Origin of the sequence: Burkholderia anthinoferrum, assembly GCF_002925705.1 — a bacterium.
Classification (GTDB): Bacteria; Pseudomonadota; Gammaproteobacteria; order Burkholderiales; family Burkholderiaceae; genus Burkholderia; species Burkholderia semiarida.
Genome location: NZ_LFZP01000056.1, coordinates 35,092 through 61,045 on the forward strand (window position 1 = coordinate 35,092; position 25,954 = coordinate 61,045).

18 protein-coding genes are annotated in these 25,954 nt (G+C 61.4%); 8 read left to right on the top strand and 10 right to left on the bottom strand.

Going from position 1 to position 25,954, the window contains the following annotated elements; genetic code table 11:
- Positions 1–5: 5 nt before the first annotated feature.
- The 9 genes from C5F75_RS26695 to tssB all read right to left on the bottom strand — a co-directional run bounded on the left by C5F75_RS26695 (position 6) and on the right by tssB (position 15,301).
- Positions 6–3,818, bottom strand: coding sequence for an ImcF-related family protein (locus tag C5F75_RS26695; protein ID WP_059608795.1), 3,813 nt, complete (start codon positions 3,816–3,818; stop codon positions 6–8).
- Complete coding sequence (locus C5F75_RS26700) at positions 3,815–5,053, bottom strand: hypothetical protein (protein ID WP_081068165.1); 1,239 nt, start codon at positions 5,051–5,053, stop codon at positions 3,815–3,817. The genes C5F75_RS26695 and C5F75_RS26700 overlap by 4 nt, the downstream gene beginning before the upstream one ends.
- A gap of 3 nt (positions 5,054–5,056) precedes the next feature.
- Entirely contained in the window at positions 5,057–5,314 is a 258-nt protein-coding gene (locus tag C5F75_RS26705) for a PAAR domain-containing protein (protein ID WP_081066514.1), read from the bottom strand.
- Between the two features lie 1,284 nt (positions 5,315–6,598).
- Entirely contained in the window at positions 6,599–7,288 is a 690-nt protein-coding gene (locus C5F75_RS36470; RefSeq protein WP_124657252.1) for a hypothetical protein, read from the bottom strand.
- A gap of 354 nt (positions 7,289–7,642) precedes the next feature.
- Complete coding sequence (locus C5F75_RS36475) at positions 7,643–8,092, bottom strand: hypothetical protein (RefSeq protein WP_143328748.1); 450 nt, start codon at positions 8,090–8,092, stop codon at positions 7,643–7,645.
- Positions 8,089–10,737, bottom strand: a complete 2,649-nt coding sequence (locus tag C5F75_RS26710) for a glycoside hydrolase family 19 protein (RefSeq protein ID WP_181035478.1) — start codon at positions 10,735–10,737, stop codon at positions 8,089–8,091. Before C5F75_RS26710 ends, C5F75_RS36475 begins: the two co-directional genes overlap by 4 nt.
- Positions 10,738–10,745: 8 nt before the next feature.
- Positions 10,746–13,085, bottom strand: coding sequence for a type VI secretion system Vgr family protein (locus C5F75_RS26715; RefSeq protein ID WP_059575341.1), 2,340 nt, complete (start codon positions 13,083–13,085; stop codon positions 10,746–10,748).
- A 79-nt stretch (positions 13,086–13,164) separates the two neighbouring features.
- Positions 13,165–14,715: a type VI secretion system contractile sheath large subunit gene (tssC, locus tag C5F75_RS26720; protein ID WP_059575339.1), complete on the bottom strand. Its 1,551-nt coding sequence runs from the start codon at positions 14,713–14,715 to the stop codon at positions 13,165–13,167.
- 73 nt (positions 14,716–14,788) lie between these two features.
- Complete coding sequence (gene tssB / locus C5F75_RS26725) at positions 14,789–15,301, bottom strand: type VI secretion system contractile sheath small subunit (protein WP_059575337.1); 513 nt, start codon at positions 15,299–15,301, stop codon at positions 14,789–14,791.
- A 562-nt stretch (positions 15,302–15,863) separates the two neighbouring features.
- Here tssB and tssK point away from each other — a divergent pair.
- The 6 genes from tssK (at position 15,864) to tssE (ending at position 23,575) form a co-directional block, all read left to right on the top strand.
- The gene (tssK, locus tag C5F75_RS26730; protein WP_089465443.1) at positions 15,864–17,213 is read left to right on the top strand and encodes a type VI secretion system baseplate subunit TssK; all 1,350 of its coding nucleotides are present in this window, start codon (positions 15,864–15,866) and stop codon (positions 17,211–17,213) included.
- The gene (locus tag C5F75_RS26735; protein WP_181035482.1) at positions 17,213–17,968 is read left to right on the top strand and encodes a DotU family type IV/VI secretion system protein; all 756 of its coding nucleotides are present in this window, start codon (positions 17,213–17,215) and stop codon (positions 17,966–17,968) included. The genes tssK and C5F75_RS26735 overlap by 1 nt, the downstream gene beginning before the upstream one ends.
- Positions 17,965–19,740 (top strand): OmpA family protein, encoded by a 1,776-nt coding sequence (locus tag C5F75_RS26740; protein ID WP_258048599.1) that lies wholly within the window; start codon positions 17,965–17,967, stop codon positions 19,738–19,740. Before C5F75_RS26735 ends, C5F75_RS26740 begins: the two co-directional genes overlap by 4 nt.
- A 96-nt stretch (positions 19,741–19,836) precedes the next feature.
- A complete protein-coding gene (locus C5F75_RS26745; RefSeq protein ID WP_059575329.1) occupies positions 19,837–20,322 on the top strand; it encodes an Hcp family type VI secretion system effector in 486 nt (161 codons plus the stop codon).
- 107 nt (positions 20,323–20,429) lie between these two features.
- The gene (gene tssH, locus C5F75_RS26750) at positions 20,430–23,156 is read left to right on the top strand and encodes a type VI secretion system ATPase TssH (RefSeq protein WP_104012950.1); all 2,727 of its coding nucleotides are present in this window, start codon (positions 20,430–20,432) and stop codon (positions 23,154–23,156) included.
- A complete protein-coding gene (gene tssE / locus C5F75_RS26755) occupies positions 23,153–23,575 on the top strand; it encodes a type VI secretion system baseplate subunit TssE (RefSeq protein WP_059575349.1) in 423 nt (140 codons plus the stop codon). Before tssH ends, tssE begins: the two co-directional genes overlap by 4 nt.
- Positions 23,576–23,585: 10 nt before the next feature.
- Here the strand turns inward: tssE and C5F75_RS26760 are convergent, their stop codons facing one another.
- Positions 23,586–24,371 (bottom strand): NAD(P)H-dependent oxidoreductase, encoded by a 786-nt coding sequence (locus tag C5F75_RS26760; protein ID WP_059575347.1) that lies wholly within the window; start codon positions 24,369–24,371, stop codon positions 23,586–23,588.
- A gap of 86 nt (positions 24,372–24,457) precedes the next feature.
- Between C5F75_RS26760 and C5F75_RS26765 the strand changes: the two genes are divergently transcribed.
- Both C5F75_RS26765 and C5F75_RS26770 read left to right on the top strand, forming a co-directional pair.
- Entirely contained in the window at positions 24,458–25,351 is an 894-nt protein-coding gene (locus C5F75_RS26765) for a LysR family transcriptional regulator (protein ID WP_089465439.1), read from the top strand.
- Between the two features lie 137 nt (positions 25,352–25,488).
- Complete coding sequence (locus tag C5F75_RS26770; RefSeq protein WP_059575323.1) at positions 25,489–25,893, top strand: DUF2471 family protein; 405 nt, start codon at positions 25,489–25,491, stop codon at positions 25,891–25,893.
- Positions 25,894–25,954: the final 61 nt, after the last annotated feature.

Here is a 25,954-nt window from a genome sequence, read left to right on the forward strand (position 1 = left end):
TGGTCTCAAAAAACGAATGCGTCGCCCAGCAGCGTGAGGGCGTACCGGAACGGGCTGGCGGGTGGATCCGAAAGCGCCGACGTCGTCACCACGGGCGAGATCGAGGGCTTCGGCGGCGTCGTTCGTGTCGTCGGGACGGACGTGGTCGTTCGTGCCGACGCTCGAGCCGGTTCGCGATCGGCATTCCGGCCGGATACCTTCTCCGACGCCGCCCACCTCGCTTCATCCGGCAACGGGCTTCTGCCCGGAAGCCCCGACGGCAGCGGCACGGCCGCATGCTTCGCGGCCTCGATCGCCGACGGCGGCAACGGCGGCGGACCGCTCGCCGAAACCCGCGCCCCTGCGTTCGCCGCCGCCGTCACGAACACGCGTGCCGGCAACGCGAAATGGCGCAACTGGAGCACGTCGAGCGGGCCGGCGCCGGCTTCGCTGCGCAATTGCACCCTGAGCGGAACACCCTGGCTCGTATCCGGCGTCCAGGTCAGCAGATAGCGCGCGTTGTCCTGTTGCTTGACCTTCGCGCGCTCCAGCAGCCGGATGAAACCGAAGCGTCCCTGCGAATCGAGCGCGGTGCGCAAGCCGCCTTGCTCCGTCTGCCATTCGATGTGCGACAGATTTTCAAGCGACTGCCCCGGCCACTCGAACGGCGTCCATTCCTGCTTCTGGTTGAAGTAATGCAGTTCGCGGCCGGACAGCACGAATCGCATGTCGGTGACGCCCGGCGTCGGCTCCGGTCTCAGCTCGTAGCGCACCCGTGCATCGCCGGACGGGAACAGCACCGTCGCCGTGCGCGCGAGCTTGTTCAGCCCGTTCAGGAAAGCCGGATCGATCGTCAATGCGCCGGAGTCCGCGCCCTGCGAGGCCACCCACCGATCGCCATGCCGTTCGACGACACCGGCCAGTTGCGACGTCACGAACTGCGCGACCACGCCGCTGTCCGGACGCATGAAGCGCGCCATCTCGGGCAGCGACGCGTCGTTGTCGGAATCCGCGAACGGATAACGGCCGCCGAACGTCCTGTTCCAGTCGGCAAGAATCGCGGTACGCCAGATTTCGTTCAGGCTTGCGGCGGCCGGCTGCACGATGACTTGCCAAGACTGATCGAACGGCGCACGGAACAATGCACCGAATCCGGACCATTGTTCGCCGAGGCTTGCAGCGACGCGGCTCGCGTAATCGCGACTGTCGGCGATATCGGACGTCTTGCCCTGCAGCACGGACTGCGCGGCCAGACGCGCAATCGCGTCCGGATCCGGACTGGAGACGATCTGAGCCGTTTTCAGGCGCATCGCGGTGATCCGCTCCAGGTAGCGCGCCAGACTCAGGTCGCCGGTTGCTGCGGGCGGGCTGACGCCCTTGCCGCCGGATCGCGCCACCGAAACGAGATCGCTGCCGGTCAGACGCAAGATCGGTCCGAACGCGGCCGCGAGCGGCGCAAGTGGTGGCTTCGCCTGCTTCGACGGATCTTTCTCGTCGGCGCCGACCAGTTGCTGCGCCTTACTGATCAGCGTATCGGACAGCGACTGTGCGTTGGCGCCCGTTCCCGCCTGATAGACGACCGCATTCATCAGCGCGACGAGCGGCGAGCGCTGCGGGTCGCCCAGCAGCGTGAGTTGATCGGCCGTGGCTGATAGCGTAGGTGCGGGTTGCCAACGCAGACTGTTGAGGAATAGCCCCCATGCCCGCGCGTAATCGTCGAAATAGCGCTGACGCAGTTCGGCCTTCAATGTCGACGGAGATGCATTGGCAACCTTGGTGTCGGAGAGTACCCAGTCGCTCGCCACATCGCGTTGTTCGCCGGCTTCGTCGATTGCCTTCGAGATGCGCTCTTCCCATGCTGCACGCGTGAATACGCCGGGTACCGTGGCGGTCGTGCCGAACAGGCCCCGGCTCGTTGCACCACCGGCAGAGGATTGCGACGCCGCGTCGCCGAGCAATGTCGCGAGTGATAGCGGCGGGTATTTCGGTGTCGCTTCGTCGACGATCTGCTGGTAGATCGCATCTCCCGAGTTCTGAATGCCGCGCACGCCGACAATCGTCTGGCGGGTGGACGCGATCAGCGCGCCGTCCGGCACGATCGCCGGCGCGGTGCGGTCCGCTCCGGCTCCGCGCCCGATGTGATTGGCAAGGAACGTGATCGCGTGCTGACGCATATCAGCCCATTTGCCGCGCGACAGTTGCGAACCGGCCGGGCGTTCGGGCGCGGACGTCGCGACGAGTTGCGGCGCCAGGAACGCGGCCACGGCCCGCTCGGGCCTGGCAAGCATCAGGTACGTCTTCAGCGTGTCGTAAGCGGCCTGCACCTGGGCTTCGCCGCCGCTCGCGATTTCCGCGTCGGACAGCGACGCGAGTTGATGCAGTCTTGCCTCGAGCTTCCGGCGGATCGGACCGATGAGGATACGGTTCGCGGCATCGGCGTAGTGCGGCCAAAGGGCGTCGAGCAACGCTTCGTCGCGATTCAGGCCGAAACGGGCAATCAACGGCGCGCCGGTGCGCTGACGGATTTCGAGCGTGTCGATCTGGCGATCGAGGTCGGTGAGCGTTTGCAGCGACTGTGCCGGGTTCAAGGCGCCAGTGAGCTTCGCAACCGTATCCGTTGTACCCGAGATCGTTGCACGGTTGCCGAACCCGGACAGCATCGTGCCGACGAGCCAGCAGCCGATCAGCACGGTCGCCATCCACGCCGCCGTGGTCGATAGCGAAAAGCCGATGCGGCGGCCGTGTACGTTGCGGCTGTGGGCGGCGACGGTTTGCCAGATGGTGCGGTGGTGGGGATTGTCGGGCGTATCGTCGCCGTTCTCGATACTGGAATCCGGCGACATCACGTCACGCTCCTTGAACAGCGGCGCAAACATCAGACCGTGAACCGCATGCCTCCAGATACTGGATTCAGACGCTTGCCGCACCAAGTTCGACAGCGCCTCGTGCAGCCTTGAAACATGCTGGGACAATTCCGCGGGATAACGATCGCGGGCATCCGCGGCGAGGCGCGCGACACCCGCATCCGCGAGGTTGCCGGCGAGGTTCCGCAGCGATACATCGATCGCTTCTCCGCTCATCGACGTGTTGGCCCACGTCAAGCCGATGGCTTCGTCTGGATCCAGCCACTCGCTACCGAAATCCGTGACATTCAGAAGGTAAGCGGGCGCGGCCCAGCGTAGCGCGCGCGCATGGCGCGCTAGACGCGTAGCGAGCTCATCAGTGTCGAACGCAGTATTCGCGGCGCTACGGTTGCGGGTAACCGCTACGATCGCATCGATCGGACGGCGCCGCCGCAGTCGGCGGATTTGATCCAGCCATTCGGTGTCGAGTTGGTCGCGGGTCTGGTTTGCATGCAACACGACCGTGTTACCGAGAACGATGTACCCGATGTCGGCCAGTTCGGGCGCGAGACGCCTGACGAGAGGCGTGTCTCCGGCGACAAGCAGCCAGCGGTCACGATAGCCCCAACGCCAGCCGTAGCGGTTACGCAGAACCTCGCGAAGCGCAGCAGCGCGATTGATCTGTCCTGGTGACAGGTTCGGATCGTTGCGCTCGCCGGATTCGGCGCGCTTTTCGGCATCGAAACGAGCGAACCATCTGGACGCCCTCAACACCGCAATCTTCAGCAATACCCACTCGAAGAACTTGACCGCCAGGATTGCCAGCAGCAACGCACATGCCAACGCAAGCTGGCCAATGATCAGGATTTCGCGCGACCACCCGCGACGAGGCCCCTCCACCCACACTGCGATACTGAGTGCCAGGAATACGATGACGGCCGCGACGCCAATGAAGAAACCGGCCGATCGTGTTTTGTTCTCGCTTTTGTCGTTCATGTCCGTTTTCTGCATACGAGTGCGAAAAGTTCCTCATCTTCGCCACAAAGCACCAATTGCGGATCGCCCGTCGTCCGGGCCGCTTCTGCAGCGAGGGCCACGGCCAACCAGGGCCCTGCGCCCGAACAGTCGCCCACCGCTGTCTCGAGCGCGATCCAGCATGCGTCGTCCGGCAACGGCGCCGCTTGGCGAACGCTACCGATACCGTCGCCGACCAGGCCATGCGTCCATACCGTACGCAGACGGTCGGACGGAGTTTGTCCCCACCGTGCAGCAAGCTCGAGTGTTGCGGCAGGAGAAGCGAGCGAGCCTTTGGCAGGCCGATGCAAAAGAAGTCCGGCGGACATCGGCGACGACTCGGGGCGCGAACGCTTGACCAGCAGCGCGACGCCTGCCTCCGCAACGCCGTCGGACAGTACCGAGCTGATTGCATTGCGAAGCTCGACGGCGACCAGAAGGTGGGCGCTCCCGGCGTCTCGGTCGTCGTGCCAGGCATCCGCTTTGAAGACCGTGAGCGCGGGTTCGCTGGCTCCCATCTCCACGTTCAATGCAGGGGCTTGTTCAGCGAGTAGATTCAATATCTGAGTCCCGACGACCTCGTGCTCGAGCCACGATTGGTGACTCAGTTCGACGTAGAGTCTCGTTCCCCGTGGCAGCGCGCGGAGCTGCGGCAGCAGGCCGTCTATCAGGCGCTCGAGCAGCCATGTACAAACCGAACGATGGCGAACATATTCCGAGATTTCGTTACCCGGATAGAAACGAATATCCGGAAGGTTGAGCCAGCGTGCATTGACTTCTCTATCCGCCACTGCATCGCTTGGTCGCGATTTCGTTCCTTCGACTCCCGTCAGTATCTGTTGGAGTGAGTTTTCGGAATCGTTCGTGGAGACGCACCAAGCATGACCTACGATCGTCAAAGGTATGGCTGCCATTGCGTGGCACGCCTGTTCTGCGTCATCGCTCACGCGATTGGTCGCAATCGCCTGATTGCGACAGGCATAGCCGTATCCGAGCCACGCAAACAGCAGGAATGCCCATGCCAGAAATGGGTAACCCGCGACGCAAAACCAGAACCATGGCGTGTTCGCAGGGCGGTCCGTCGACCAGAGCGCGATCGTCAGTCCGGCTCCCGCTCCCATTACGAGTACCAGCAAAATCGTCCAGACGAGCGCCGAGACCCGGGGCGCAGCCGGCACCTTCACGCGCGGCGGCACACGATTGAAGTCGATGGGCATTGCTTACCGGACCCGCGCTCCGCTGGACGGCGCGATCAGAACGGCTCCGCACCGTGTGCGATCACCGTCGCGCGATAGCTGTGTCGTACCGTCCTTCATCCTGCTGCTGCCTTCGACGATTTCATTGTCGCCATGGATCGGGCATGAGACTTTGTCGCCAATACGGGCTGCGCGGCGTCCTTTCACCTTGATGCGATCGGAGCCAGTCAGGACCCGGCCGCCGTGGGTCGTTGCGTCACCTTCGTATGCGAGATTTTTCATTTACGCTTTTCCTCGTGAATATTCAACAACCATCGACCCAACCGGCTTCGGACATGTCCGTACGTTTCCGCAGCATGAAACTCCAACATCTCGCGACCTCTAACATCGATTTAAAATAATCAAAACATAGATTCCCCACCTCTACTTTCCATGATGATCAAGCTTATCGGTGTTATCCACGACCCCATATTCCACACCACTTCGAACAGCTTTATCGAATGGGATATATGCATTGCCTTCGCAAATCTGATCGAATACCAGTTTCCCATTTTTAGAAACATAAATCTCCCCAGGCACGAGCGCATTTGAGACTACGTAGGTGTAGGGCCCGCTCGTAAACTTTAGATGACTACCTAAGCCTTCAGAGAGCCTTGAGACATCAATGATCGAAATTCTTCCGCGCGGGTGTAAGAGTTCGCCAGGGTACTTGCATTCAATATTACTCTGTGTCCCAAAGCGATATTGCACATATCCATGATCGGGTGACGAGTTGTTAGACGCACAAACCGATGCAATCTTCTTTGAGTCCTGTAATTTGCAATTAAAGTACTCGACTTCACCATAATGACAGAGACTCCCCGCATATAGATAATCTTCGCTTGCAGCAGAGGCCACACTATTACAAATAGTTAACAACACCAAGACACCCACCTTTGAGATCGTTTTCACACAAGGCATCCCCAAGCATTTACCAATTCACATCAAAACCAGCGATCAAGCATTTTATAAATTTTCAATTCGACAGAGACGCCAAACGATCGAACCACGGATGGCGCAACTATTAATTATCTACACCATCAACAATCGGGACTGTCACTTGAACAGCTGAAGTAAATTTCCTCGTGCGGCTGACACAACGTGACTTCATCTGCATATGCGCAGCCTCCAACACCGAACACGAAAACCGCCTTAAATACGTCAGCCAAAATACTGTGTGAGCCAAAAATCAATTGATCTCCTTCTTCTATTAATTCTCGAAAAGCACCCACTCCCTCCCCAGACAGCCACCCTTTACCCTGATGCAACTCTGACCGCGACTACTTCGCAGAAAAAACACTATCCCGGACTTGCCGAAAAAAGCCATCTCGATATCCAGCGCTAGCATTTCTTATCACTTAACGCATAAATCCGTATCCGAGCGACCGATCCACTTAACCAAACAGCACTTATTCTTCATTTTTCAAGAAAGAAAGCAGACGCACATAAATTGACCGCCAATGCGAAAATTCCATAAATGAAAAAATGCACTTCAATTTCATGATGCGCGACCATATGAAAAAGGTATCAATTCACATCCACTCCGGCCCCAACATCAAGCGCAGCACAAATCAACCACATTTTTATCGGCACCTTGCTTCCACGATAGTCAATTTTGCACCATCCCGCAGTAGTCCTTTCAACCACCACTCGATCGCCGGCAATCAGATATTTATTTGTCTTAGCACTGGTACGTGACTCATTAAATAGGTAAGCCTTTCTCTTGACCTTTGCACGAACACCATCAGCCCCCTCCATTAGCAAAGCGAGGGGCGAATTAACCACCGACTCAACATCTTTTCTATATTGATACGGAAACCTATAAACCACCCTCTCCCCATCAGACAGCCAACTGTAGTTAGCCCCAAACCAGTCGGTAGCACGCTCATCTTGGCGCAAAACACCCCCAACCGACTCAAAGACGTAGACTGAATAAAATTTTCCGGACGAGTTTTTCTCAACAAGCGAATTTCGAACGTCAAAATAATGAATCACATATATCTTTTCCCGACGATCACGACCGCCCCGCAATAAAAAAGCATCAACGATTTCACCAGGCGTATCGTCGTAAAGCAGACCTCGTCCTTCAGCCTCGACCGGAACACCTCCGCTTTTGATATAAAATAGGGAAATTCCATCAAGCCCGACTGGTGACTTTGTTTTATCATCCAATATCGCCTTCCGGACAAAGCAAACAACTCCCTCTTTGATCTTCAAGGGCGAGTATATTTTCTCCCCGCGCACATCCGAACACACCCCCTTCGCATATACAGAACAACTTACAATAAGAGCACATCCAAAAACATAGCCCTTAATCATCTACACCCCCATTGAGAAATCAGGAAGACCATCCTAAGGATGTTCATAAATTACTCCGCCGGGAGACCTCCGAGATGCGCCGTCCTATTGCATCGACTACAATCTGTGTTCGCAGCAGAAGCTACGCCATTAAAAATAATTAACGATACTAAGGAAAGCTCCTTTGAGATCACTTTCACGAAGACACTCTCGAATATTGACTAATGCACATCAACTTCAGAAGGTAATACCCGCCTCACCCCATCCGACACATCATCCGAGAAGTTTTTGTACTTCGATGACCGACACTCTTGATCCATAATCACCCTTCCATTTCGCGAAACGTACACCCCCCCCCGGCCAAACAGAAGATACAACATACACGTAAGCTCCATTTGTTATTTTTAAATGAAGACCACGAATACTGCCTTCCGAAACATCGGATATTGAAAATAAATTACTTGAACCAATATACCCCTCCGGAATCTCGAAGAAATTATCCTTCTTCCCATATCGATATTTTATATATCCTTTTCCGGGCCTATAATTATTCTTCGCGCAAATTGAAATTACTTTTTTGTTTACAAGCGGACAGCTAAAATAAATATCCTCATCTACTCGACACAGAGTTTCTTCATCTCTCGCCGCGCCGACTCCAGCGCCGGCCACGTTAATTTTCGCCACGCACAAGAGAATTGCAAAAGTAAATTTCCCATTTGTCATCTCAACCCCTGCCAGCCATGAATAGATATGAAATTATTTCTCCGATCAACAATATCCGACATATTTTCATCAGAAATTGGCTGGCCAGGGCGATGACTAAAAAGACCAGGATTTATAACTCTAGTTACGTTGTCTACATCGTCGTTCGCGTCACCATGATCGGCAACCTCATACAACCGATTATCAACCCAATATCCGGCGGCCGATCTAGTTGCATATTTAGCTTGACCGACCAATTCAAAATTTTCCGCAAAATTCAGTGACGCCTCACTAGGCCACCCTTGCGAATTTTCTCTATGCCATTCGTTAAATTTTTCATACTGCCTACGCCCAGTAATCTGTATCAAACCTCGCCCCCGATACTTCCACCCGTCCCCGCTTGAAAATGCACCGTTGCCATTTCTTTTTTCATACGCTCGATTTGCTATCGCCTCTTGATCAGCGGGGTGACTGCTCGTACGCCCATATTGTTCTGCTTCAGCGGGATGGCGCTTGAAATAGCTGAATTTCTCGATCAGCCTGGAAGGTGGATAATTCAAACTCTCGCCGTCGTGGACAACCAATGACGGACCCGATTCGCGACGAATCTGGGCAAAGAAATGCTCTCGCCGGAGATAATTGTCCAACTTGAATAACTCTATATTGCCATTTAACTCGTCCATAACCGCTTGCAGTGTTCCAATGTTCGCTCCTGGAAAAATATGCTGAAGCATTGGCAGCGTAAATTTAAACTTTGACTCGAAATTGGCGGCTAGTGAGATTGGATTGACGTGATAGACACTCGCCCCCGGGAAGCCCGGCACCCCAGCCCCCACCTCATCCCACCACGCCAACTTCTCAATCCGCTTCTGCTCTTCCTCATGCTGCGGCTTAGGCCCCGTCTGCTTCTCCAACTCGGCGATCAACTGCTTCCACTTCGACGGATTCGCCCACTCGCTCTCGTGCTTGACGATCAGTCGCGACGCCGCTTGCATCAACCACGGATATCCATCCCGTTCGCCTGTCGACAACGTGCAAAGCTCGTCAGCCGCGCGGCTACCATCACCCCTCTTGTACAGTGCGTCGTATACCTTGAGCATCAACGGACTGAGCTTCGAACACGATGCGAGATCAGGCGCATTCGCACCGCTCGCGTAATCAATCCATGATTGCGTCGTCGCAAAAATCGTATGTGCCGGATCGTGGGTATCTGCCAAACACTCGAAATCGATCCACTTCTGTGCGAACTCGCGGGTCACTCGCCCGCCAGCGAAGTTGAAATCGCACACCCAGCCTTCAATCGCGTGCCCGTGGGCGTTTACGCCGTCGACATGCCACCAACTCACCGGGTATCCTGGATCGGGATTCGGTCCGGGCACCGGAACACGCCGTGTTGAATCACGCGCCAGCTCGGCGAGCGAGTACACCTGCACACGGTCTGTTTTTCGCGATTGCGGATCCGCGCCCTGTACAAATTCGTTGTTCGGCGTACGCTGATACAGCACCGTACCCGGCTCGATTCGCAGAATGGTCGGTTCCGACGGAAGCCCGAGCTCGGCCCAGTCCTCCTTGCGCGAACCATGTTGGCTAACCCATGCACGCCCTTGCTCGAGGAACGGCCGGATGCTGTCATCACAGAAAACCTCGACGTGCGCCATTCGAACGCCCGAGCTACGTTGATTCAACGAGTCGTATCGCCCCAGGTGTCCGATCAGATCCCCCGCCTTGATTGGAATGCCGGGTGTGTCGCCAGGCTTGGCTTGATCCGTTACCACGACAACCCGATCGAACATCGCGTCCTCAACAGCCTCCTCGGCAACCGGCCCGCCATTTTCCTGGCCGAGGAAAACCCACCCACCGATCGCACTCGACGGCTCGACATAACCGCCCGCGTGTTGCGGATACAGCGATGCCCCGTGTAGATCCGTCAGTTGCCCCCACACCTTCCCGTGCTTCGTCTCAATTTTCCCGATGCCGACGCTGGTCCCCTGAGGCACGATGCCAATAGGGGCGCCGTTCGAAACCTTGCGGACTCGCAACCCCTGCTGCGCCGGATCGACAGCCTGTCCGTTTTTTCCCGACACCGGTTTATCCTGCGCATACTGCGTCACCCGCCATTGCCGCGGCCAATACGACGGCTTCTCCCGTTTCGGGAAATTTGCGTAGTCCTCCCAGGACATCAGGTGCATATACAAGCTGTAGAACGTCAGCTTGGTATCCCGCGGGAACTCCATCGTATGCCGCACCAGCGCGAAGCCCGTGCTATACGGCGCTTCATACGGCGCGCCACTATCGGCAGCCGCCATTTCGCTGACCGGATAGGTCTTGTTGGCGCGAAACGCAATCAGCATACCGTCGGCGATACAGCGCAATCCCCCGTCGAGGTCCAGCGACTGGCCCGCACCGGCCTCCGCGATATGGATGCCGCCGTGCCACATGCCGTTGCTGCTCGAAAGATAGGTGCCGGACGGTTCACGCTCGGCCAGCAGCCGATAGATATCGTGCTCATCGGTGAATCGGGTTGACGCATCGGACACGCCATTGCCTTTACGCAAGAACGGAAATGCGAATGACAGTTTCTTCAGAGCAGGCTTAGCAGGCGTCGGCGTTGACTTGGGCGGCGTCGCTCGCTTCGGCGCATTTTTCGATGTGCGTTTGGTCGCCATGGTCGGGCTTACTCCGAAAAACCGAAATTCAGTGTGTTCTTCACGTCCTTTGGCGGCGCCGAGGACCACATCGGAAACTTGAAACTCCCGCCGTCGGCGTCATTGACGGTCAGGTCGCCTTTCAGCTCGATTTCCCCCGCAGGACTCCCGAGCACGATCTTTCCGCCTGACAGCTTGATATAGGCACCCGAGCCATCACCGATCGTGACGCCTTTACGACCGGTTATCGTGATTCCGCCATCCGAAGAACACACGTGCACGTCCTGCATCGCCATCAATTCCATGCCGTCGCCTTGCGCCTGAATCTGCACCTTGCCCTTTGCCGCGAAGAGTCGAATTCCCAGCCTCGCCGCGAAGAACGAAATCGCTTCACCGGCCGCCGCGGTGATACGCTTCATGACGCCGATGTCCAATCCTTCGCCGGCCGTAATGAACATCTGCTTGCGTGCAGCAACCTGAACGTGCTGCCCGCTCGCGATGCCGACACCCTCCGGCGCGCTTGCGACAATGACGGGCTTCTGGAGGCGGCTCAACTTCTGCTCGATCAGTACGCGTTGCTGATTGGCCTCAGCCTGTAGTGCCTTTGCGGCGTTCGCGGCATCATTGAGAGAGCGCAGAATTTCTTCAGCCTGTGCGAACGTCGCATCCGCGTTTTGCATCGCGAGCTGCTCGCCGGCCGCCCCAGGTTGCGCTTCGGCCGATACGAGCACGCCGTCTGCCGCCCGGATCGACGCATGACCATCGGTAGCGAGTTCAGCCCCCGTTCCGCGCGCGTTGCGATCGATGTCGACCATGAAGCCGAGATTCAGCTGGCTTGCCCGGAACGGCGTGATTAGATGGACATGCTCGTTGCCCTCCCTATCCTCCATCCGCAACTCATTCCGCGCAGCCGTCCGAATCAGGTTCCGCGTATGGTTCAGGTTGTTGACCAGATCCGGATGCGCGCTGTCATGCATCGCCCCGATGATCACCGGCCGGTTCGGATCGCCGTCCGTATGGACGATCGCCACTTCCGCCCCGTCGATCAACGGAAAGTGATGCCCATAATCGCCGCCGCTATACGGCTTCGCCAACCGCACCGGCCGGCTCGTCCCACCCGGGCTCCATTCATCGAGATCGAACGGCAGCTTGATCACGTACCAGCCCTGCTCGGTCAGGTACGCATACTTGTAGTTGCCTGGCGACGTAATCCGCGCTGGCAGAATCCCGTCGACCACCGGCCGCGAAATCGAGGCCATCGACGTGCGCCACACGCGATCCGACGGAATCCCCTCGAACGCCACCCAGTACGATTCGTTACGCCCGCCGTGCGACTCGACCGACGTCACGAACACACCATGCTTCGCATCGGCCGGCTTCGGCTCGACGCGCATCACCTCGCCGGCTTCGAGCCAGAACGGATTACCCGTTCCCTTGAAGGTGATCTGCCCGGCCAGATAGGCCTCGTGCCGCAACCGCGCCACCCGCTTGCCCTCTTCGGGCGTCTCGTAATGCTCGCCCCAGCGATAATCGACGGCGTTCGTCGTCTTGTCGTCGCGTGCCGTGTTTTCCTCAACCAGCAGCGACACCCCGGCCTGTCGATGGTTGTAGTCATGCAGTCGCACGGCCTCCGGCACGCGCTTCATCTCGCGCCCGAGCGTCTTGATCGCATCCGCACCGACACTCTCCAGCCCCGAATCACGCCGATACGGCACCGTGCGCTGCTTGCGCGCATACGCATCGAGATCGTCGCCGAACACCACCACCGCGCGATCCTTCTTCTGCTCCCAGCGAAACCAGATCCCCTCTTCCGCACACATGCGCCGGATGAACGCGAACGTAGTCTCGTGATACTGCGTCACGTATTCACGGCGCTTGTACTGCCCGCGCAACTGGAACTGAAAATCCACCCCCGCGCGATAACCGTAGTGCCGAAGCGTGTCGGTCACGATCTCCTCGACCGACTGCTTCTGAAACAAGCGGCTGGTCACGCCGCGATCGAGATCCGCGAGCGTCGGTTCCAGCACGACGCGGTAACGCGTTTCGTCCGCCGAAGTCTCAAGCTCGTCGAATTGCGTGATCACACCATGAACCGTATACGCCGCCGGCTTCGTACTGAACCGAGCCGCGTTCTCCCCGAACATCTTTCGCAAGTAATCCATGTCCGGGTCGATCGGATCCGCAACGAACTTCGCCGGCCGGCCCAGCACCTGGTCCATCGGAATCCCGGCCACGGGGCTTGTGAATTCGATCTCGTACCGATAAAGCTGGCTCACGCGGTCCAGCCCCGTGAACTTCAGGATCGAGAACGGCGCCGGATGCGGCGCCAGCTTCAATTCATAAGCCTGCGTAGGCAAAATCATCGACATCGACTCTCTCGGTTGCGCAAACAGGCGGTGCCGCCGGGGCAATCATCGTCACCCCGGCGGTTCGCCATCACACGTCGGATCAGTTCTTGGCCTTCGGCATCTGCGACACGAGCGACAGCCCGATGTCCATGCCTTCGACCTGGAAGTGCGGGACGATGAACAGCTTGATCCGGAAGAAGCCCGGGTTGTCCTCGATATCCTCGACCGTGACCTTCGCCTCGCGCAGCGGATGCGACGCCTGCAACTCGTCGCCCGGATCCTTCATCTCGGTGACGAGCCCCTTGATCCAGTTGTTCAGTTCGAGTTCAAGCAGCCGGCGATCCTTGGTCGTGCCGATGTTTTCGCGCTGGATCAGCTTCAGGTAGTGCGCGATGCGAGACAACAGGAAGATGTACGGCAGCCGTGCGTTGATGCGGCTGTTCGCGGTCGCTTCCTTGGTTTCGTACAGCGCCGGCTTCTGCGCCGAGTTCGCGGAGAAGAAGCACGCGAAGTCGTGGTTCTTGTAGAACGACAGCGGGATGAAGCCGAGATTCGCGAATTCGAATTCGCGCGTCTCCGGGATCAGCACTTCGGTCGGGATCTTCGGCTGGTAGCCGGTGCCGAGGTCGTACAGGTGAACCGGCAGATCCTCGACCTTGCCGCCCGCCTGCGGCCCGCGAATCTGCACGCACCATCCATTGCTCACGAAGCTGCGCACCATGTTCGCCGCGAACGCGAACGACGCGTTCATCCACAGGTACTTGTCGTGATCGGGGCCCTTGACGGCCTCCTCATAGTTGAACGCCCGCACCGGCGCCGTGTCCTTGCCGTACGGCAAGCGGCCGAGCACGCGCGGCATCGTCAGGCCGACGTAACGCGCATCGTCGGTATCGCGGAAGCTCTTCCACTTGATGTATTCGGCGCGATCGAAGTAGTTGCCGATGTCCTGGATCGCCGCCACTTCCTCCATCGACCGCTTGCCGAAGAACGCCGGCCCGACCGAGCCGATGAACGGCATGTGCGCGGCAGCCGCGACCTTCGAAATATTGCGCAGCAGCGCAACGTCCATCGGCGAATTCGCGAACTCGAAGTCGCTGATCATCGCGCTGATCGGCTGGCCGCCCGGCGTGTCGTATTCCTCGATGTAGGTGAGGCGATACAGGCCGCTCTGGATCAGTTCCGGCGTGTCCTCGAAGTCGCGCTGCAGCGCGTCCTTCGATACGTCGAGCACCTCGATGCGCGCGTTCTTGCGGAAATCGGTGCGGCTCACGAGCATCTTCAGGCCCCGCCAGCGTGCTTCGAGCGCCTGGAATTCCGGCGTGTGCATCACGGCGTCGAGCTGGCGGCTGATTTGCCGGTCGATCTGGCCAATGTGGAAGTCGAGCAGCGATTTGTCGAGCCGGTCCACCGGCTGGCGCGCGTTCGCGACGAGTTCGAGGAACGCGCCCATCCCGCGCGCGATGCGCTCGTCGGCCGACGCCTCGGACAGCATGTCGTTGTCGCGGAACGCCTCGAGCGGGCGCGCCTCGCTAATGGGCTTCAGGTTGATCTTGCTGCACAGCGACGCATAGACGCTGTCGATATCCCCATGCGGGGCGTCCAGCACGACGGTCTCGGTCGCGCCGGCCTGCTGCGTTTCAGTGGGTTTCATCTCGGATCCTGTCTGCGATCGAATGGCTACGAAGTTGCGGAATGCGCTGAACGCGCGTTTTGCCCGGCGTCGCTCACGCATGCCCTTCAGGCTGCGTCGCGGCGGTCGCGATCTGCGCGAGCTCGCCGCGCAGCTTCGCGGACAGGCGGTCGTCCTTCAGCACCTTCTCGAACTCGCGACGGAACGTCCCGTTGTCGAGCAAATTCGATTTCAGGTCGCGCAGCAGGTTGCGCATCGCGAGGAGCGCCTGAAGCTCGGGAATCTGGCGCGCCACCTGCTCGGGTTCGAAATCCTTGATCGACCGGAACGACAGGTTGACGGGCAACTCGGAACCGTCGCCGGCCAGCGTGTTGTTCGCGGCAATCTTGAGATCCGGCGCGTAGTCGGCCAGCACGGCATCGAAATTGTTCTTGTCGATGTTCACCTTCTTGCGCTCGGCAAGCGGCGCCTGCTCGCGGCCGGCGCTGAAGTCGCCCGCCACCAACAGCTTCAGGGGCAGCTCGACCTTCTTCTGCGCGCCGCCCGTATGCAAGTCGAGAGTGATCGACACCCGGCTCTTCGGGATCTCTCGCTGAAAGCTATCCAATTCGTTCTCCTTATCTCAGAAAGCTTGAAGATTCCGCGATATGCACCCCGGACCACGAGTGCACCGTCGTTCACGTCACTTTTGTAGAAAATCGCAACCCGTATTGACGCACGACCGAATCGGATATTCGCGGCATGACGTGCCGATTCAGACGGCAGAAAATATCATGCAATTTCATGAAAAGTAAACAGACAGAAATCAAAAATCACATCCGACCTAACGAGAAACGGATCAATTAATACTCGTCCTATATCACCCCCTCGCCCGAGGCAGACATGAACTACACCAAAATCAATCTCAAATAACTGAATGCTCACCACAACTCATTGATATTTATAACGAAATTAAGCAAACGACACTCGCAAAAATCTCGATAAATCAGCGCACACAAATTCCCGTAGATCACAAAAACAATTCACACCACAATCTCAAAATCAACCCCACTCTTATCTCGATATAAATGACACATTCGTCAACAAATTACCCGATGACGGAGTGACGAAATCGGCAAATGATGGTTAGAATCGGCGCCTCATAACTTCTGATCGATATTGACTACACCATGCGGATCGAAAAGCCGCTCTGGCATGAAGGGCTGATTCTCACGCAGCAGCATTTCCAGCAGCAGGACCGCTGGAACGGGTTCGCGCTGCAACAACTGGCGTCGGCGGTCGCCGCGTCGCCGTGGGGAACGCTGAACGTCGATGTCGACGAAGAAGCACTGGCGTCCGGCCGTCTGAAGCTCACGCGGCTTCGGCTACGCTTTCCGGACGGCACGCCGATCGACACGACCATCGCCGACGCACTGCCGCCCGCGCGTGACCTCGGCCGCGAAATTCCCGCCGATACCCAGACCGTCGACGTGCTCGCCGCACTCGCGCTGCCCGATGCGAACGGCGGCAACTGCCGTTTCGACGAGACGGCGTTGGCCCGTCCGCGTCGCGCGTATCGGGAGTTCGTGAAGGTGGTGGACCTGAACGGCGCGGGCGAAGCCGAAATCGCAGCCGAGCGCCACGCCGTCCGCTTGCTGTTCGGCCACGAATCGCACGCAGACGACACTGCATGCGCAATCGCTCGCCTGACGCGCACGACGAGCGGCCAGTTCCAGATCGATCGCGAATATGTACCGCCCTGTCTGTCGCTGTCGGGTCATCCGCTGCATATCGAACGCATCCGGCGGCTCGCGGATATCCTCGCCGCCAAGAGCGCGCTCCTCGGCGCGCGCCGCAGCGAACGGATCGAACAGGTTGCCGAATACGGCGTCGCCGACGTCCAGCTCTTCTGGCTCCTGCACTGCATTCATCAGGCGTGGCCGCAACTGCGCTTCCTCGCGTCGCATCCCGCGCAGCCCACGGATCGCCTGTACCAAGTGCTCGCGCAATTGGCAGGCTCGTTGAGCACTTTCTCGACACACGTGTCGCTGACCGACATCCCGCCTTACGATCATGCCGGCGCACACGAGGTGTTCGCGACGCTCGAGGCGTTGATCCGCGATCTGCTCGACGCGATCATCCCGTCGCGGGTCGTGTCGATCGGGCTATCGCACACAACGCCGACCACCTGGGCCGGCCGGTTCCTTGACGAGCGGATCGTCGAGGGCGCGGCGGACTGGTACCTGTCCGTCAATGCGGCGCTACCGGCGTTCGAGCTCGTCGAACAGTTCCCGCGCCTGTGCAAGATCGGTGCGCCGGACGACGTCGAGCACATCGTCAATTCCGCGGTGGCGGGGATTCCGCTCAAGGCCGTGCAGCGCGTGCCGGGCGCCATTCCGGTGCGGCTGGACAACCATTATTTCGCGCTGGATGCGCACGACGCCGCCCATGCGCGAATGCTGGCCGCGCGCGCTTGCCAGATCTATCTGCCGGCGTCGGTTCCCGACGCATCGATCGAACTCTACGCGGTGCTGCGCTGATGAACGCCATCGTCTCCACACGTCACGATTCCGCGTTGCTGGCGCGGGAGCCATCGTCCAGCCACGCGGCCGGGCCTTCGATGCGTGCGCTGCTGCGCGATACGGCACTGCTCGTCGCGCAGCTGTCGAGCGGCGGCGAGGTCGACAACCCGGAAGGGCTGCGTCAGCAGTGCGCCCGGCTCGTCGCGCAGTTGGCGACGGCACTCGATGCACAGGGGGTCGCCGCCGACATACGGGACGATTTGCTCGTCGCGCAATGCGCGCTGATCGATGAAGCCGCGCTGCGGCATCTGCCCGCCGCCGACAAGGCGAACTGGGAGTCCAGGCCGCTGCAGGTCGACCGGTTCGGCACGCACGACGCAGGCACGCGCATTTACGAGCGGCTCGAGTACCGGATGCGCGAACCCGCGCCGAACGTCGATCTGCTCGAATGCTATGCGGCCATTTTCGGCCTGGGATTTCGCGGCCGCTACGCCGCTCGCGCGGGCTCGTCAGTGAAAGCCCAAGAGGGCGAGGCAACGCGTCTGGCATTGCTGGCCGCGCTGGTCGCGCAAATCGATCGATTGCGGCCGGCCGTGCGGCCGGGGTTCGTCACCGATCGTTCGAACACGCGACTGATCGACCGGCTCAGGCATCTGTCGCCATGGGCGATCGCCGGAACGGCCTGCGTGATCGCGATACTCGCATGGCTCGCGTGGGATCGCATTCTCGACGCGGAACTGGCGCAACTCGTCCAGACAGTGAAGCGGCCGTGACGTCGGATACCCCTCTCCCACGGGCGGCGACCCACGTCGAATCCGATGCCGCAAAGGCGGCGCTGTCGGGTCTCGGCTATCCGCTGCGCACGATCGTCACGCTATCCGCGACGCTCGCGCTGGCTATCATCGGATGGGTTTTGGCCGTCGATCGCGGCGTCATGTGGGGATTGACGGCGAGCGTCGTTGCGCTCTCCGCGCTCGTCGTCTGGCTGCATTCCCGCCAGCTGACGCGTGCCCGCGAACGGAACGTGCACGTGCTTGCGCAACTCGGCACAGCCACCGCCGACCTGCCCGTCGCACTGCGCACGAAAATGCCGCTCGCGCTCGTCACCGGCGACGGCCTGTCCGCCTTGTTCGATCGCGATACGGCGCGCGCACGTTTCGTTCACGTGGGCGACGGCGCAATCTGGCTGCGCGCCGATCGCCCGCAGGATCTCGCCCGGCTTGCCGTCGCCGTCCGTCAGTGGCGAGACGGCCATGCACCCGATTGCGTCGTGCTCTCGGTCGCGCCCGGCCTCCATGCGAGCGACGATACGTTGTCGCAGAACCTGCGCGTGATCCGGCAGGCCGTCGCCGATGCGTGTCGCATGCTGGGCGCGTCGCTGCCGGGCTATGTCGCCGTCTATCAGCGACTGTCGGATGCGAGCGTGGCGACGAAGGCTGCCACCGGCGCATCGGCGGCGCAGTGGTACGGCATGTCGACCGGCTCGGCCATCGCGAGTCTGCACGGCTTCGACACCGCAATCGAGGCGGCCGAGTCGGACGCACTCCATGCCGACGCAAATCCGGCCGTCTCGGCCCGCGCCGCCGGAATCGCGTCGATCGTCGGATGGACCCGCCGTCTCGTGTTCGACACGCTGACGGACCGACGTCAGCCCGCGTCGCCGTGGCCGCTGCTCGGCGCCGGCTGGATCGATCACGGCCCGGCGTCCGGCCCAGGCAAACCATGGGAACGCGAAGTGCGCGCGCTGACGGGTATCACGCCGGCCGCATTGCCCGCGTCGCCGCTCCCGTGGCCCTTTCCGCAACCGCTGATCGATACGATGCCGCGCCGCGCGTGGCGATCGCCGCGCGTCGCCGCAGTCGCGCATGCGATTGCGATCGTCGCGTGCGCGGCGGTCGTCGCCATTTGCGCAGCCGCCCGGAACAATGAAGCGCTGATGGCCCGCGTCGGCGAGCATCTGGAACGCTACAACCGCATCCCCGTCGCGCAGGACACCGCGAAGCGCGACGCGCTTCTGTCTCTTGCAGCGGACCGCGATCAACTCGACCGATACGCCCGCGTCGGCGTTCCGCTGCGGCTGTCGTTTGGTACCTATCGCGGCGCGCAGCTACTGCCGCTTCTCGACGACGCGATCGCCGCTTACGAGCCACCCCCGCCGCCGCCCGCCGTCGTCACGCTGGACAGCATGTCGCTGTTCGACAGCGGCAACGCGCGGCTCAAGGCCGGCACCACGCGCGCGATGGTCGATGCGCTCGACCTCATCAAGGCTCATCCGGGCAAGCGCGTGCTCGTCGCCGGTTACACGGACGATCGGGGTCGGCCCGATCGGAACCTCAAGCTGTCGATCGATCGCGCGTCGGCCGTGCGTGACTGGCTCGTCGATGCATCGGGCATCCCGCCGACGCAGTTCGCGATCCAGGGCTACGGCGATACACGGCCGGTCGCGGACAACGCGACACCGCAGGGGCGAGCGAAGAATCGTCGGGTCGAAATCACGCTCGTTCCCGATACTCCGCCGGCCGTCCCGACGAGCGCCGCGCGGTAATACGCAACATTTTTGGGTCCCGGGGCGACGCCTCGGGCTTGTCAGCGCCGGAACGCCGTTCCGGCGATTCGCAGTACGAAAAGAAGGAGTGAACAAATGGCAATTCCGGCCTACATGTGGCTCAAGGACGACGGTGGCGCGGACATCAAGGGCTCGGTAACCGTCCAGGATCGCGAGGGCAGCGTCGAACTGGTCGCGTTCGACCACGGCGTGCACATCCCGACCGACGGCAATACGGGCAAGCTCACCGGCACGCGCGTGCACAAGCCGATCATGCTGACGAAGGAAACGGACGCGTCGACGCCGTACCTGTACAAGGCCGTGACGAGCGGCCAGACGCTGAAGTCGGTCGAGATCAAATGGTATCGGATCGACGACGCGGGCAAGGAGAAGGAATACTTCAACACGAAGCTCGACAACGTGAAGATCGTCGCGGTGAAGCCGAAGATGCTCGACATCAAGAATCCCGACTACGAGAAGCACAACCATCTCGAAGACGTGGAACTGCGCTACGAGACGATCACGTGGTCGTACAAGGACGGCAACATCATCCACAAGGACACGTGGAACGAACGTTCCTGACGTGTTGACCGGCCGGCGGAATCCGGTGCGTGCGCGCACCGGATTCCGCCGGTTCGCATGCGCATCGACGGATGCGCGCCCTCTCCCTCTCCTGATCCGCTACCGACATGACGCCGCCGCTCCGGGACGCTTCCCATCTCATTCGCCGTCTCAATCCTCATTGCACGCGGGCGCTCGAAGCCGCTGCAAGCCTTTGTCAGACCCGGCTCGCCGACGAAATCGCGGTCGAGCACTGGGTGCTGAAGCTGATCGAGGCGGACGACGGCGATATTCCGGCGATCCTGCGTCACTACGATCTCGACATCGATGCCGTCTGGGATGCGATGATCGACGTGATCGACCGCTTGCCGCGTACGCTGCGCGGCGTGCCGGCGTTGTCACGGCAGCTCGCCACGGTGATCGAGGACGCATGGGCGCAGGCGGTATCCGACGACCGCGACGGCGCCATTCGCTCCGGGCATCTGCTACAGGCGATCGTCGACGCACCGCATGTGCTGCGCACCCAGCGGGCATGGCCGCTGCTGTCGGTTTCGAGTACGCAGATCAGGCGTGTGCTGCCCCGGCTCGGGCGGCGCTCGTGTGAAAACGCATGCGACGAAACGGTATCGACGTGGGAGACCAACCCGGCCGGCAGTCAGCGCGGCGCCGGGACGGCGGCATCGACCACCACCGGCAACGCGGCCCCGCATGCACCGCACGTGCCGGCGCGCGCGATCGACGGCGATGCGCTCGCCCGTTTCGCGCTCGATCTGACCGAAAAGGCGCGCGGAGGCGAGATCGACCCGGTATTCGGCCGCGACCGCGAGATCCGGCAGATGATCGACGTACTCGCGCGCCGTCGCAAGAACAATCCGATCCTGGTCGGCGAACCGGGCGTCGGCAAGACCGCGCTCGTCGAAGGGCTCGCGCTGCGTGTGGTGGAAGGCAGCGTGCCGGAAACGATCCGCGACACGCGCATCCTGACACTCGATCTTGGCTTGTTGCAGGCCGGTGCGGGCGTCAAGGGCGAATTCGAGCAACGCCTGAAGAACGTGATCGACGAAGTACGCGCGTCCGAAACACCGATCCTGCTGTTCATCGACGAAGCCCATACGTTGATCGGCGCAGGCAACGCGGCGGGCGGCGCCGATGCGGCCAACCTGCTCAAGCCGGCACTCGCGCGCGGGGAATTGCGCACGATCGCGGCCACCACGTGGGCCGAGTACAAGCAGTATTTCGAGCGCGACGCCGCACTCGAACGGCGCTTCCAGGTCATCAAGGTCGACGAACCGGACGACGACACCGCCTGCCTGATGCTGCGCGGGCTCGCGAGCCGCTATGCGAAGCATCACGGCGTGCATATCCGCGATGAAGCGATCGTCGCGGCCGTGCGGTTGTCGCGCCGCTATATTCCCGCGCGACAGTTGCCGGACAAGGCCGTCGACCTGATCGACACGGCCGCCGCACGCGTGCGCATGTCACTCGACGTGCCGCCCGCGGAACTGCAGCAGGCGCGTGCGACGCTGGCGGCGCTCGAACTGGAGCGCGCCGCGCTGGACGCGGACCGCCACGCCGGGATCGCCGCTGTCGCCGAACGGCGTGCGTCGATCGACACGGAATACGATACCGCCCGCGGCGCCGCCGACAGGCTGCTGGATCAGTACACGCGGGAACGCGAACTCGTCGGCGTCGTGCATGCCCTTCGCGACGCAACGAATCAGATGGTCGATCCGGCAGCCGTGTCGGATGCGCTCGATGCGTTGTCGGCCGTTCAACGCAAGTCGCCGATGATTGCCGCCGACGTCGACGCGCCGTCCATCGCGCGCGTCGTCGCCGAATGGACCGGCGTACCGGTCGGCAACCTCGTCGAGGACGAACTGCGCAACCTGCTCGCCCTCGAAGCGACGCTGGCGACGCGCGTGGTCGCACAAGACGATGCGATCGCTGCATTGGCCGAGAGCCTGCGCACCGCCAAGGCCGGCCTGAAGAGCGAACACGCGCCGCTCGGCGTGTTCCTGCTGGCCGGGCCGTCCGGCGTCGGCAAGACCGAAACCGCGCGAGCGCTGGCCGACCTGTTGTTCGGCGGCGACGCCGCGCTGACGACCATCAACTTGTCGGAGTACCAGGAAGCGCATACCGTGTCGCAACTCAAGGGCTCGCCGCCCGGCTACGTCGGCTACGGGCGCGGCGGCGTGCTGACCGAAGCCGTGCGTCAGCGGCCGTACAGCGTGGTGCTGCTGGACGAGGTCGAAAAGGCGCATCGCGATGTGCTCGACATCTTCTATCAGGTATTCGACCGGGGCACGATGCGCGACGGCGAAGGGCGCGAGATCGATTTCCGCCACTGCGTGATCGTGATGACGTCCAATCTCGGCAGTGCGCAAATCGACGATGCGACGGCTGAGGACGCATCGATCACGCAGGCGGCATTGCGGGAAGTCATTCACGCGCAACTGGTCGCGCATTTCCAGCCGGCACTGCTCGCGCGGTTCCAGACGCTCGTCTATCGGCCGCTCGATGCCGTGGCGCTCGCGTCGATCGTGCGCATCAAACTGGACACGATCGCAGTGCGCCTGCTCCGGCAACACGGCGTGACACTGACGTGTGCGGACGATCTGATCGACTCGATCGCGCGGCACTGCGTATCGCGGGAATCGGGCGCACGCAGCGTCGATGCATTCCTGAACCAGCGCGTGCTGCCCGTCGTGTCCCGCGAATTGCTTGCGCGGATGGCATCGGGCATCGCGCCACGGCAGATCTCGTTGTCCGCGACTGCCGAAGGCACGTTGACGATCGATTTCGTCGATGCGCCGACGGCCGACGACGACGGCACCGAACGATGGAGCCGACAATGACCGCCGGCCCGTCGCTGTACGACATGCTGCTCGGCCAGATCGGCGGCGAACCGATCGGCGCCTACGACGATCGCACGCTTGAATGCCTGAGCGTCCAGCAGAACGTCCGCCGTATTCTCAATACGCGAGCCGGCGCGCTCAAGCATCTACCCGACTACGGGCTGCCAGACCTGACGAACATCTACAAGGCATTGCCCGCGTCCGCGCATCTACTCAAGCAGCAGATGGAGGCGACGCTGCTGAAATACGAACCGCGCATTCGCGCGATCGACGTCGCGATCGTCGACAACCGCGATCCCGGCATTCTCGTCAGCTTCGAGATGACCTGCCATCTGAAGAACGCAGGGCTCGTACGCTTCGGCACCTACTTCGAGCCGCCGGGCCGCCTGCACGTCGTCCGGCGCATCGACCCATCGTGATCGCGCACGATCAACCCTCGTGCGCCAGATGCGCACTAAATCCAACCTTCCCCGGCGCGATCCCGTCCTTCAGCGTCAGTGCCGGAATCTCGTAATCGCCCGCGTTCTGCCGGCGAAACGGAATCGGCTGCGTGGTCCACAGATCGTCGAGACGCCGGCCGAGCGCCGCGCGCGTTTCGTCGAAGCGCGCCGCGTTCATCTTGCCCGTCCGATAGATCACGAACGGCGGCAGCACGTCGAACCCTGGGTAATACAGCATGCCGTGCTGGATCGGGAACAGCAGGTCGTCGATCGGCCCGTTGATACCGCGCGGGCTGTAGTGCGGTTCCCACCCGCCCGTCGTGACGATCACCATCGCCCGCTTGCCGGCGAGCGACCCTTCGCCGTAGCGATCGCCCCAATGCGTGTCGGAATGCTCGCCGACACCATAAGCAAACCCGTACGCGTACACGCGCTCGAACCAGCCCTTCATGATCGCCGGCATCGAGAACCACCACAGCGGAAACTGCAGAATCACCGCGTCCGCCCACTTCAGCTTGCCCTGTTCGCGCGCGATGTCGTCGCGCTGTGTGCCCGTCTCGAACGCGCGCTTCGAATCGAGCGCCGGATCGAAGCGATCGTCGGGTGCACGGCCGGTCATGTCGTGCGCATCGAGGGTCGCCTTCCAGTTCATCGCGTACAGGTCGGTCACTTGCACCGTGTGGCCGGCCGCTTCGAGGTGCGCGACGGCGAAGTCGCGCAGCGCGCCGTTCAGCGAGCGCGGCTCGGGATGGGCATACACGATCAGCACATTCATGTTCGTCACTCCGTGGATTGAATGACTGCAGGATGCCGCCTTCAACGGTATATTTGAAATGAATTCCTGATATCCCAGGTATAGCGATGAATAATCTCAGAAGGCTCGATCTGAACCTGCTCGTCACGCTCGACGTGCTGCTCGCCGAGCACAACGTCACGCGGGCGGCCGAGAAACTGAACATGTCGCAACCGTCGGTCAGCGTCCAGCTGCAAAAACTGCGCGACGTGTTCGGCGATCCGCTGCTGCTGCCGGGGCCCCGCGGGATGCGGCCGACCGCGCGCGCGGAAGCGCTGCGCGAGCCGTTGCGGGAGGCGCTCGAGGCCGTCGAGCGGGCCGTGCTTCCGGCCACGCCGTTCGACCCTGCAACCGCGACGAACACGTGGCGCGTGGCCGCGACCGACTACGGCGAATCGACGATCGTGCTGCCCGCGCTGCACACGCTGCGCTCGACCGCGCCCGCCACGCGGCTCGCCGTCGTCGAGCTCGTGCCGCCGCGCATCGAGCAGGATGCCGAACGAAACGGCATCGACCTGGCTTTTCACACGACCGAAGGCTCGCCGCCCGGCATGCGGCGCCTGCCGCTGTTCGTCGAGCGTTACGTCCTGATCGGCCGTGCCGGCCATCCGAAGCTGAAGCGGCGCCCCACGCTCGCGCAGTTCGGCTCGCTCGAACACGTGATCGTGTCGCCCGACGGCGGCGGCTTCTTCGGCGTGACGGACGAAGCGCTCGCGAAGGTCGGCGCCGCCCGGCGCGTCGTGCTGTCGGTGCCGCACTTTCTGTTCGTGATGTCGGCCGTCGCGAGTACCGATCTCGTCGCGATGGTGCCCGAACGGCTGGTGCGCGACGTGCCCGCGCTGCGCGTGGTGGACGCCCCGGTCGAGGTGCCCGGCTATGAAATGTCGATGCTGTGGCACGAGCGCATGCATCGCGATCCGGCGCATCGATGGCTGCGGGAGACGATCGCGGCGGCGGTCTGACACGCCGGTCGCGGCGCGGCTGACATCTGCTGTCACCGGGGGCTTGAAAGTCGGCCGATCACTGTATATATTTACAGTGTTTCTGCGTCATTTGACCCGAATTCCATCATCCCGAGACGGTCTTTAGTGAGGCGACCATGTTCCAGTCATCCGCATTCGATCCCGAGCAACCCGGCTTCAATCCCGTCCATTTCGAGCGCGCCGCGCAGCGGGCGGTCGTCGATCTGCAGCGTGTCGTCAGCGGCCCTGCCCAGCGGGCGCTCGGCCTGCGGCGCCGCACCCACCCGGCCGCCGTCCGCACGATGAGCTGGCAGGCGCTGCTGAACGTCGAGGAGCTGGCATTCTCGAATGCCGGTTTCCTGAGCCGCAACGAGCCGGCCGTCGTCGATGCATTCATCCGGCTGCGCGACAGTCGGCTGGTCGCCGCGGACGTCGAGGAGCCGGTCGACTGGCGCCGCGACGACGACGACCTGCCGGCCGTCTATCTGATCGTCAAGGCGATGCTCGAAGCGGAAGAGGAAGAACGGGCCGAAGCGGCCTGAGCCGCGCGGGCCTTGCGCGGCTGCGTTCTGCCGCACGTCGGGTGGCAGCGCGATCGACGCG

Excerpts from the sequence above, each read along its gene's own strand:
- C5F75_RS26695 (WP_059608795.1), bottom strand. The coding sequence starts at position 3,818 with ATGAACGACAAAAGCGAGAACAAAACACGATCGGCCGGTTTCTTCATT.
- C5F75_RS26700 (WP_081068165.1), bottom strand. The coding sequence starts at position 5,053 with ATGCCCATCGACTTCAATCGTGTGCCGCCGCGCGTGAAGGTGCCGGCT.
- C5F75_RS26705 (WP_081066514.1), bottom strand. The coding sequence starts at position 5,314 with ATGAAAAATCTCGCATACGAAGGTGACGCAACGACCCACGGCGGCCGG.
- C5F75_RS36475 (WP_143328748.1), bottom strand. The coding sequence starts at position 8,092 with ATGACAAATGGGAAATTTACTTTTGCAATTCTCTTGTGCGTGGCGAAA.
- C5F75_RS26710 (WP_181035478.1), bottom strand. The coding sequence starts at position 10,737 with ATGGCGACCAAACGCACATCGAAAAATGCGCCGAAGCGAGCGACGCCG.
- C5F75_RS26715 (WP_059575341.1), bottom strand. The coding sequence starts at position 13,085 with ATGTCGATGATTTTGCCTACGCAGGCTTATGAATTGAAGCTGGCGCCG.
- tssC (WP_059575339.1), bottom strand. The coding sequence starts at position 14,715 with ATGAAACCCACTGAAACGCAGCAGGCCGGCGCGACCGAGACCGTCGTG.
- tssK (WP_089465443.1), top strand. The coding sequence starts at position 15,864 with ATGCGGATCGAAAAGCCGCTCTGGCATGAAGGGCTGATTCTCACGCAG.
- C5F75_RS26735 (WP_181035482.1), top strand. The coding sequence starts at position 17,213 with ATGAACGCCATCGTCTCCACACGTCACGATTCCGCGTTGCTGGCGCGG.
- C5F75_RS26745 (WP_059575329.1), top strand. The coding sequence starts at position 19,837 with ATGGCAATTCCGGCCTACATGTGGCTCAAGGACGACGGTGGCGCGGAC.
- tssH (WP_104012950.1), top strand. The coding sequence starts at position 20,430 with ATGACGCCGCCGCTCCGGGACGCTTCCCATCTCATTCGCCGTCTCAAT.
- tssE (WP_059575349.1), top strand. The coding sequence starts at position 23,153 with ATGACCGCCGGCCCGTCGCTGTACGACATGCTGCTCGGCCAGATCGGC.
- C5F75_RS26760 (WP_059575347.1), bottom strand. The coding sequence starts at position 24,371 with ATGAATGTGCTGATCGTGTATGCCCATCCCGAGCCGCGCTCGCTGAAC.
- C5F75_RS26765 (WP_089465439.1), top strand. The coding sequence starts at position 24,458 with ATGAATAATCTCAGAAGGCTCGATCTGAACCTGCTCGTCACGCTCGAC.
- C5F75_RS26770 (WP_059575323.1), top strand. The coding sequence starts at position 25,489 with ATGTTCCAGTCATCCGCATTCGATCCCGAGCAACCCGGCTTCAATCCC.